At 55.8% G+C, this 9800-nt stretch carries 11 protein-coding genes; 1 reads left to right on the top strand and 10 read right to left on the bottom strand.

What is annotated here, in order from left to right; genetic code table 11:
• Positions 1–148: 148 nt before the first annotated feature.
• Both EVJ22_RS09450 and glyA read right to left on the bottom strand, forming a co-directional pair.
• Positions 149–1087 carry a hypothetical protein gene (locus tag EVJ22_RS09450; RefSeq protein WP_131443802.1) on the bottom strand — a complete coding sequence of 313 codons (939 nt, stop codon included), beginning with the start codon at positions 1085–1087 and terminating at the stop codon, positions 149–151.
• Between the two features lie 3 nt (positions 1088–1090).
• Positions 1091–2344: a serine hydroxymethyltransferase gene (gene glyA, locus EVJ22_RS09445; protein WP_131443801.1), complete on the bottom strand. Its 1254-nt coding sequence runs from the start codon at positions 2342–2344 to the stop codon at positions 1091–1093.
• A 130-nt stretch (positions 2345–2474) separates the two neighbouring features.
• Between glyA and EVJ22_RS09440 the strand changes: the two genes are divergently transcribed.
• A complete protein-coding gene (locus EVJ22_RS09440) occupies positions 2475–3260 on the top strand; it encodes an alpha/beta hydrolase (protein ID WP_131439168.1) in 786 nt (261 codons plus the stop codon).
• Positions 3261–3299: 39 nt separating this feature from the next.
• Here the strand turns inward: EVJ22_RS09440 and EVJ22_RS09435 are convergent, their stop codons facing one another.
• The 8 genes from EVJ22_RS09435 to EVJ22_RS09400 all read right to left on the bottom strand — a co-directional run bounded on the left by EVJ22_RS09435 (position 3300) and on the right by EVJ22_RS09400 (position 9788).
• Positions 3300–3842: a TIGR01440 family protein gene (locus tag EVJ22_RS09435; RefSeq protein ID WP_199749328.1), complete on the bottom strand. Its 543-nt coding sequence runs from the start codon at positions 3840–3842 to the stop codon at positions 3300–3302.
• Positions 3839–4279 (bottom strand): ribose 5-phosphate isomerase B, encoded by a 441-nt coding sequence (gene rpiB, locus EVJ22_RS09430; protein WP_070328195.1) that lies wholly within the window; start codon positions 4277–4279, stop codon positions 3839–3841. The genes EVJ22_RS09435 and rpiB overlap by 4 nt, the downstream gene beginning before the upstream one ends.
• A gap of 4 nt (positions 4280–4283) precedes the next feature.
• Complete coding sequence (locus EVJ22_RS09425; RefSeq protein ID WP_131439172.1) at positions 4284–4784, bottom strand: low molecular weight protein arginine phosphatase; 501 nt, start codon at positions 4782–4784, stop codon at positions 4284–4286.
• A 21-nt stretch (positions 4785–4805) separates the two neighbouring features.
• A complete protein-coding gene (locus EVJ22_RS09420) occupies positions 4806–5816 on the bottom strand; it encodes an L-threonylcarbamoyladenylate synthase (protein ID WP_131443800.1) in 1011 nt (336 codons plus the stop codon).
• On the bottom strand, positions 5782–6654 hold the full coding sequence (gene prmC, locus EVJ22_RS09415) for a peptide chain release factor N(5)-glutamine methyltransferase (protein ID WP_071398369.1): 873 nt from the start codon (positions 6652–6654) through the stop codon (positions 5782–5784). Before prmC ends, EVJ22_RS09420 begins: the two co-directional genes overlap by 35 nt.
• On the bottom strand, positions 6654–7724 hold the full coding sequence (gene prfA, locus EVJ22_RS09410; RefSeq protein WP_071398373.1) for a peptide chain release factor 1: 1071 nt from the start codon (positions 7722–7724) through the stop codon (positions 6654–6656). The genes prmC and prfA overlap by 1 nt, the downstream gene beginning before the upstream one ends.
• 112 nt (positions 7725–7836) lie before the next feature.
• Positions 7837–8448 (bottom strand): thymidine kinase, encoded by a 612-nt coding sequence (locus tag EVJ22_RS09405; RefSeq protein ID WP_070328199.1) that lies wholly within the window; start codon positions 8446–8448, stop codon positions 7837–7839.
• A gap of 116 nt (positions 8449–8564) precedes the next feature.
• A complete protein-coding gene (locus EVJ22_RS09400; RefSeq protein ID WP_071398370.1) occupies positions 8565–9788 on the bottom strand; it encodes a cation:proton antiporter in 1224 nt (407 codons plus the stop codon).
• Positions 9789–9800 lie beyond the last annotated feature (12 nt).

Genomic DNA, 9800 nt, shown 5'->3' with positions numbered 1-9800 from the left:
TTGGCCGAAAAAGACCGTCTACATAGCATTTCTTCAATTTTATGCCGGGCAGAGCGCCTCGAGCTCGATGAACACAAAAAGAGACGAACCAAATCGCGATGGGCGATTTGGTTCGTCAACAGCCTGAGGTTGCGGCATGGCCGCAACCTCATTCGTCTTCTAGTACCGATTTCGCAATTGGTGCCCAATACGTGCCTTCCATCGCGGCGACTTCGGCGAGCGTCGTCCGGTACGCTTCGTCCCCGGCCTTCTTCTCAGCGATGCCCTTCATCCACAGGACGTCTGTCTTGTAGCCTGATTCCGGGTACGTTTCGACGTACGCCGCGTAGTCCGACACTTCTGCTTCCCCGAGCTTGTTGTCGACGAGGAGGCGATAGAAGCCGACGGCCTGTTCTTGCCCGGCTTTCGGCGTGCCTTCGAGGAGGGCATCCGCCTCTTTATAGCGCTTGTCTTGAACGAGCGTCTCGACATCCGCAAGCGGAATGACTTGTTGTGCCGGTGTCGCCGACGCTTCCTCTTCGACCGGCGCTTCTTCCGTCTGCAACGCCTCGTTCGCTTCCTCGAGACGGGCGACTTCTTGCTCGAGCTCTTCTAACCGTTTGGCGAGCGCCTCGTCCTCGGTCACCGTCTCGACCCGTGGCGCGTCTTCAGTCACCGGTGCGACGGGTGGAGTCGCATCGGGCCAAAATGCGAGAGCAAACAATGCTAACGCGACAACAGCTGGTAGTCCGAGCCACTTCTTGTCCCATTTAAAGACATCACGCCATGGCGAGAGGTCCGCATGCTGCATGACTGCTGGCGACAACGAACGAAAGCGGCGCTTGGCCGCCTTCTTTCCGTTCGCTTTCATTTCGAGCGCGAGTCCGAGCCGATGGAACGCCGCCGGCACTTTCATCCCGAGAAGCGGCACAATCCGTTCGCTCGCCTCGACGTAATAGCCGTGGTCAAGGAGCGTCATCACGACGCCAAACTCGTTCGCGACGAGACGGAACGTCGGGTCATGCTCTCCTTTTCGGATTAGCCATTCCGTCATATCGATGAGCGGCAGTTCTGCAAGTTCCCGTTCTGCTAGTGTCCGTGCGTCCATTCGTCAGCCTCGTTCAGGATAGAGCGGGAATTTCGCCGTCAAGGCACGTACGTCTTCGTGCGCCTCGGCGAGCACTGCTTCATCTTCATGGTTTGTCAGGACACGACCGATCAGACGGGCGACTTCACGCATGTCGTCTTCTTTCAAACCGCGTGTCGTCATCGCTGCCGTCCCGAGACGGATCCCACTCGTGACGAACGGTGACGCCGGGTCGAACGGGATCGTGTTCTTGTTGACCGTGATACCGGCTGCATCGAGCGCATGCTCGGCCGCTTTACCGGTAATGTCGATGCCACGTAGGTCGACGAGGAGGAGATGGTTGTCCGTACCGCCCGATACGATGCGGAGCCCTTCTTCTTCTAAACCTTGCGCGAGCACTTGCGCGTTTTTGATGACTTGCGCCTGATAGTCTTTAAACTCCGGTTGGAGCGCCTCTCCGAACGCCACCGCTTTCGCGGCGATGACGTGCATGAGCGGGCCGCCTTGAATACCAGGGAAAATCGACTTGTCGATCGCTTTCGCGAACTCTTCTTTACAAAGAATCATCCCGCCGCGCGGGCCGCGAAGCGTCTTGTGCGTCGTCGTCGTCACGAAGTGCGCGTGCTCGACCGGGTTCGGATGGAGCCCGGCCGCGACGAGTCCGGCAATGTGAGCCATATCGACCATGAGATAGGCGTCGACGCTGTCGGCGATTTCACGGAACTTGGCGAAATCGATCGTCCGCGGGTATGCTGACGCTCCTGCAACGATTAGTTTTGGTTTATGTTCTTTCGCGAGGGCTGCGACGACGTCATAGTCGATGTGTTCTGTGTCTTTGTCCACACCGTACTCGACGAAGTTGTACTGGACGCCCGAGAAGTTGACCGGACTTCCGTGCGTCAAATGGCCACCGTGCGACAAGTTCATGCCGAGCACCGTGTCGCCCGCTTCAAGCACCGTGAAGTAGACGGCCATGTTCGCTTGCGCACCCGAATGCGGCTGGACGTTGGCGTGTTCTGCACCGAACAGTTCCTTCGCCCGGTCGCGTGCCAAGTTTTCGGCCACGTCGACGAACTCACAACCACCGTAGTAACGGCGACTTGGGTAACCTTCGGCGTATTTGTTCGTGAGAACCCCGCCTTGCGCTTCCATGACCGCTTCTGAGACAAAGTTCTCCGAGGCGATCAGTTCGATGTTCTCCCGCTGACGGGCGAGCTCGTGTTGCATCGCTTCAAACAATTCCGCATCCTGCACTTTCAACTTCGTCGTGTTTACCATGTTGAAACCCCCTCTGAATGTCTAAAAATCAACAACCCCATCGTACCATATGCTCGTTTTTTTGGGTATCGTCATAATCGGGCTCAAAGTTGGGTATGGTATTGAAGAAGAACATTAGAGGAGGACAATTATGATTGAGACGAGACAAGTGACGATTACCCCGTTCGAGCGCGAGCGGACGGTCCGGATTTATACACCTAACGACTACGAGCTTACGGACAAGCGCTACCCGGTGCTCTACATGCACGACGGACAGAACGCGTTCGACGACGCGGACGCGAGCTACAATATGAGCTGGCGCGTCGGAGAGTATTTGGACGCCTCAAAGCGCGACTTGATCGTCGTCGCCATCGATAGCGCACCGGGTGAGATGCGCCTCGACGAATACGGTCCTTGGGAAAATCCGTTCGTCGGGGAAGCGCTCTATGGTCGAGAATTGACATTAGGCGGCCAAGGCTCGGCCTACATCGAATATATCGCCCAAGAGCTGAAGCCGATGATTGACGACGCGTATCGGACGAAACCGGACGAGACCGGGATGATTGGCAGTTCGATGGGCGGCCTCATCTCAGTCTATGCCGCTTGCGTCTATCCAGACATCTTCAAACGCGTCGCTTCCTTGTCGTCAGCGTTCTGGTTCAACCAGACCGAACTCGAGCAGTTGATCGAGTCGAGTGATTTGAAAGGTATCGAGCGTCTATATATGGACGTCGGCCGTAAAGAAGTCGAGCAGCCGTCAGAGGATGGGCCGACGAACGAGATGTATCTCGAGTCGAGCGAGCGCGTCTACGCCTTACTACGCGACAAAGTCGATCACTTGCGCTTCGAAGTCATCGAAGAAGGTGTGCATAACGAACTCGCCTGGCGCGAACGTTTCCCGATGGTCATCTCGTATCTGTTCAGTGAAGACGTATAACGCAAAAGACAGCCGGTCATAAGCGACCGGCTGTCTTTGTTATTTCGCTGGATAGTGTGCCCGTGGCCCACCGATTAGTTTCGGTCTTGTGACGGCGAACGTGACGTACGCCTCGCCGAGCTGTTTCGCCGATAACCGGACCGGGATAGCGACCGGCTTCAAGTGCATGCCGATCAACGTCGAGCCGATGTCGATCCCAGCGTCCGCTTGAATCGATTCGACGACGCACGGCGCGTTGAGGCGCTCATACGCTTTCTCCGCCATCGCCCCGCCCGCTGAGCGGACCGGGACGACGGTCACTTCGGTCAGACCGAACTGCTTCTGCGTCCGACGCTCGACGGTGAGGGCACGGTTAATGTGCTCGCACCCTTGAAACGCCAGATGGACGCCCGTCTTGTCACGAAACGCGAGAAACGCTTCGATGAATTCCGAGGCCACATCGATCGACCCGGCTTTCCCAATCGTCTTGCCGATGACTTCGCTCGTCGAACAGCCGATGACGAGGATTTTGTCCTCATCAAGCGGAAAGCGTTCGTGCAGCTCCAACAGCAGGTTCGAAAGTTCAGCTTTCATCACGGTCACTTCGTTTCGTAAGCGCTCATTTTGTCGACACGGTTCGAGTGACGTCCGCCCTCGAAATCTGTATCGAGCCACGTCGCCACCAAGTCAATCGCGAGCCCCGGTCCGACGACACGCTCGCCCATCGTCATGATGTTCGAGTCGTTGTGTTGACGTGTCGCCTTGGCGCTGAATGAGTCATGAACGAGTGCTGCGCGGATCCCTTTGACTTTGTTCGCCGCAATCCCGATACCGATCCCTGTGCCGCAAATCAAGATGCCGCGGTCGAACTCGCCGGCAGCGACAGCCTCAGCGACCGGGATGGCTACGTCTGGATAATCGATCGACTCGGCCGAGTGTGTCCCGAAATCTTTATACTCGTGACCAAGCTCTTCTAGTAATCCAATGATGTCTTTTTTCAAGTTGAATCCGCCGTGGTCGGCGCCGATTGCAATTTTCATGTGTTCATTCCCCCGTCTTCTTTGGTAGGCGTCTCGGTGGTTTCGTCACCTTTGACCCGTCATTCGTCAATTTTAGCACAAGTCGATTGACGAGTGGTTCGAGTTCGTTTCGGACTTGGCGATAGACGTTCATCGAGCCTCCGAACGGGTCGTTAATGTCACGTTCGAGCCCGGTCACGAACTCATATAATGTGAACGTACGATCGGCCAAATCCGGATACGTATCCCGAATCTGTTCGCGGTGTGCCCGCGTCATCGTCAAAATGACGTCTGCCCAACGTCCGAGTACGTCATCGAACGTCTGCGTCACGTGTTCGAGTTCAATCCCTCGTTCACGTAATACTTGAAGAGCGTTTTCTGAGGCATCAAACCCTTGCATCGTCCGAACTCCAGCCGAACGAATATCAAATTCGTCGCCTGTCACTTTCGAGCGGAGCAGGGCCATCGCCATCGGGCTTCGGCATGTGTTCCCACTACATATGAATAATACGCGTTTCATTGACATCGCGTGATCCTCCTCATGTCCTTAAGCCTCTTCCTCTAGACGGATGATTTTCCCGCCTGCCGCTTTATACAAGCGATTATATACGGCAAGGGCGACTCCCGTCGGTTCAATCCGATTCACGTAAATCTCTTCTACATCTGTCTCATCGAATTTGCGCAACGCCTCGTAAAGTCGCTGGGCCGCCATCTCCATCGTGTCACCGAGAGAAAGGGTGACGTCAGCCGGGGTCGTTGCTTCATCAAATACGAGCGCGCCGATCCGTTTGCCTGCCGCCTGCCGCATCGTGATGGCACGGACGAGATCATCGCGTCCGCCATCGACTAAATACAAAGGTGCAGTCGGGGCATAGTGGGTGTACTTCATTCCTGGTGATCTGGGCGCGGCCGCTTCATCGCTCAAATTCGCATCGAGCGCAACTGGCCCGATGACGGCCTCGATCGCTTCTTTCGTCACGCCACCGGGACGCAAAATCGTCACCGGTTCCGTCGTACAGTCGATCACAGTCGACTCGACGCCGATGCCTGTCGGTCCCCCATCCATAATACCCGCGATCCGACCGGTCAAATCATCGGCTACGTGCTGTGCCGATGTCGGTGACGGTCGTCCTGAACGGTTCGCACTCGGCGCCGCGAGACCGAGACCGGACGTGCGGATGAGTTCGAGTGCGGCCGGATGGTCCGGCATGCGGAGGCCGATCGAGTCGAGCCCGGCCGTCACAAGTGACGACGCTCGACCGTTCGACGGTAAGATGATCGTCAAGGCACCGGGCCAAAACGCTTCCATCAAGCGTTTGGCTACCGGCGGGATGGCTTGCGCGAAATGTTCGGCCTGTTCGACCGTAGCCACGTGGACGATGAGCGGGTTGTCCGATGGTCTTCCTTTCGCCTCAAAAATCTTACGGATGGCGATATCGTTCGTCGCATCCCCGGCGAGGCCGTACACAGTCTCTGTCGGAATCGCGATCACCTCGCCCATCTTCAAGAGACGAACCCCTTCCTCAACTTCTGTTGGCTTGATCCATTTCGTTTCCATGCGCAATCCCTTCCCTCACGGCGTAGACAATTCGGTCTTTACCGTTTATATCTTTTAAAATACCCGTTTCTGCTTCAGGATAACGTTCGGACAAGTACGATTTCACAACTTGTCCTTGATTATACCCGATTTCAAACGCAATCAATTGCCAATCGGCACGTAGCACGCGCATCGAGTCCGCGATGATTTTCCGGTAGAACTCGAGACCGTCCGCCCCCCCGAATAATGCGAGGTGCGGTTCGTACCCCGCGACCGTCTCATCGAGCAGTTCATCAGCTTCAATATAAGGCGGATTTGAGACGAGCACCCGAATCGAGTCGTCCGCGACCGGACCGAGGCAATCCCCTTCATGAAACGCCACATCGGCACGAAGCACTTCCGCGTTACGTTTTGCCACCGCGATCGCTTCCCGGGAAATATCGACCGTTTGGACGCGGACACCGAGCTCGAGACTGAGCGTGATGGCGATGGCGCCACTGCCCGTGCCGACGTCAACGATCGCGTCGTCTTCAATCGGTCCGACGTGCTCAACGACCCATTCAATCAATTCTTCGGTCTCCGGTCGCGGGATAAGTACGTCCCGGTTCACAGCGAATGACCGACCGTAGAACGGGGCCTGGCCAATCAAATGTTGGACCGGCTCACCGGCAAGCAGTCGCTCGAGCCCGGACTCGAACGCAGTTGTTTCGTCGTCCGAGAGTTCTTCGGATAACCGAATGATCAGACCAGTTCGATCGACCTGTAGAACGTGCATGAGCCACCATTCGGCGGTCGATGGGTCACGACCCGCGTCAACGAGCATGCGTTCCGCTTGTTTCAACTTTGCGGCAATCCGCATCACTCCATACCCTCCATCAAGCCGGCCTGATCTTCCATGACGAGCGCATCAATGATGTCTTCAAGCTCCCCGGCGAGCACCCGGTCGAGTTTTTGAAGCGTGAGGCCGATACGGTGGTCGGTCACGCGGCTTTGCGGGAAGTTATACGTCCGGATCCGCTCCGAACGGTCGCCCGTCCCGACGGCCGACTTCCGCTGCGCCGACAGTTCTTCGAGATGTTCGCGCTGCATCTTGTCATACAGGCGGGCCCGCAATACTTTCATCGCCCGATCTTTGTTTTTATGCTGTGATTTCTCGTCTTGGCATGACACGACGAGTCCTGACGGGATGTGTGTCAACCGCACGGCCGACTGGGTCGTGTTGACCGATTGACCACCCGGCCCTGACGACGTGAACGTGTCGACGCGGACATCTTTCATGTCGATGTGCACTTCGACGTCTTCGGCTTCCGGCAAGACCGCGACGGTTGCTGTCGACGTGTGGATTCGTCCACCCGACTCCGTCGACGGGACGCGTTGCACACGGTGTGCCCCATTCTCGAATTTCAGTTTCGAGTAGGCACCGGCACCGTTGATCAAAAACGTCACTTCTTTAAAGCCGCCGAGTTCCGTGTAGTTGGCGTCGATCAGCTCGGCTTTCCAGTTTTGACGCTCGGCGAATCGGGTGTACATCTTATACAAGTCGACCGCAAACAGTGCCGCCTCGTCACCACCGGCTGCCCCGCGAATCTCGACGATGACGTTCTTGTCGTCGTTCGGGTCTTTCGGGATGAGCAGGACGCGCAGCTTCGCTTCGAGCGCTTTCACAACAGGTTCGAGCAGCGCCATCTCTTCTTTCGCGAGTTCGCGCATATCTGACTCGAGCGTTCGGTCTTCTAACATCGCTTTCGCTTCTTTGTAGGCCGTACTCGCCTCTTTATAGCGCCGATACGCTTGTACCGTCTCCTCGAGTTGAGACTGTTCTTTTGAATATTGACGCAGTTTATTCGAGTCGCTGAGCACTTCCGGGTCAGCGAGCATCTCATTCAGTTGCATATATCGTTCTTCTAAAACGCTTAAACGGTCAAACATCATGATCCGTCCTTTCTGTTCACCAAATCGTTCTCTTCATTATACCAAAAAACGAACCGAGCTAGCTCGGTTCGTCGACAAATTGAATACTTAGAGCGAACCGACAAAATCCTCAATCCGCTACTGTATGACGGATCGGGCGTGGTTTGTTCGGGACGTCATGACAATGGCGGCAACGCGGTTCGTACGACTCGGCGGCACCGACTAAGATGACCGGGTCCTCAAAGCGAGCCGGTTCTCCGTTGATCAAGCGCTGCGTCCGAGACGCCGGGGCGCCGCACGACAGGCAGATCGCCTGCAGCTTCGTGACGAACTCGGCACGCGACAAGAGCTCCGGCATCATCGTGAACGGTTCGCCACGGAAGTCCATATCGAGTCCGGCGCAGATGACACGTTTGTCTTCTGACGCCAACTGCTCGATGACGTCGACGATCCCCTCATCAAAGAACTGCACCTCGTCGATGGCGATGACTTGCGTCTCTTCGCGCACCGCATCGTACACATCTTGACTCGTTCGAGTCGGGACGGCCACGACCGAGTTGCCGCTATGGGAGACGACGTTCTCTTCGTGGTAGCGGTCATCGATGGCCGGCTTGAACACTTGGACCGGGATCTTCCCGTAGTGCGCCCGACGGACACGGCGGATCAATTCCTCCGACTTCCCAGAAAACATACTGCCACAAATCACTTCTATCCAACCGTAACGGTTCGTCACATGCATCATTCTACTTCGCCCTCTCCATCGTTAATCGCTTTCCGATTATAACCATCTTTCAGTCATAGGAAAAGGGTTGACTTCTAACAAAAATCGGAACGGTATCATCCCGTCCCGATTTCTCTTCACTCTTCCGCTGCTTCTTCTTTTTTATAATCGATCAAGTTCAATTTGCGCGCGAGCGGTCGAATCGTCAGCCCGTGCAACGTCACCGAGGTAAAGACGAGTCCGATCGTGAGCGGTAGCATCTGTGACGCATCCTCAATCCCGAGACCGGCCACTTCCTCTGCAAAAAAACCTGCGACCGTCATCGCGACGATGCCGCGTGGTGCGATCCAGCCGATGAACCCACGCTCCTTGAGCGGAAGCCCCACACCAAGCGTCGATACATAGATTGCCAGTGGTCGAACGAGAAACAAGATGCCGGCAATCGTCAACAGCAATGGCCACTGGAAGATATTCAATAGTTCTTCACGCGACAGCGATGCCGTCAGCAAGATGAATACGGATGAGATCAGCAAGATCGAGATGTCTTCCTTGAACGACTGCAGTTCCTCGATGATCTGTTCATCGCGAAGTTTCGTGTTCGCCATCGTCATCCCCATCGCCGTCACGGCAAGGAGACCGACTTCATGCATCATAAACTCGCTCAAAGAGAATAAGATCAAGACGGCCGTAAGCGTAACCGAGGCGCGTAAGTACCGCGGAATCTTCTCACCTACGAACCAGCCCATCAAGACGTGACCGAACACGTAACCGAGACCGATACCGACGAGACATGCTCCCGCAAAGAGCAATTGCACCCACAAGTCCATGCCTTCGTAGACGATGTAGCCGATTCGAATCACGAACAGGCCGAGCAACGCACCGACCGGGTCGACAATGATCCCTTCCCACTTTAAGATGGCACCGACCCGATCTTTCAGATGGGCTTGCCTGAGCAACGGGATGACGACCGTCGGGCCAGTGACGACGAATAGCGCTCCCATCGTCCAAGCGACGACCCAATGGAGACCGCCGACGTATTGAATCAACAGCGAAGACCCAACGAACGACAACGTCATACCCGCTGTCACGATGCGGACGATCGAACGCCGGAATTGGTTGATTTCGCTGAAATGAAGTCCTAAACTACCTTCAAATAATATGATCGCGACCGCAAACGAGATGATCGGGCTGTACAAATCACCTAGTAACTCTCGCGGTTCAAACAAACCAAAAATTGGGCCGGCCAATACGCCGGCGACTGTCATGATGATAATCGCCGGAATTTGGTAGCGCCACGCCAACCATTGCGAGACGATCCCGACGCCAACCAACAAGCTGATGCTAATCAATATATACTCCATGGAAGCCCCCTC

This window comes from Exiguobacterium sp. SH0S7 (genome assembly GCF_004337195.1).
GTDB lineage: Bacteria > Bacillota > Bacilli > Exiguobacteriales > Exiguobacteriaceae > Exiguobacterium > Exiguobacterium aurantiacum_A.
Note: the sequence above shows the minus strand (reverse complement) of the source record. Positions and strands in the feature narration are given on the sequence as shown.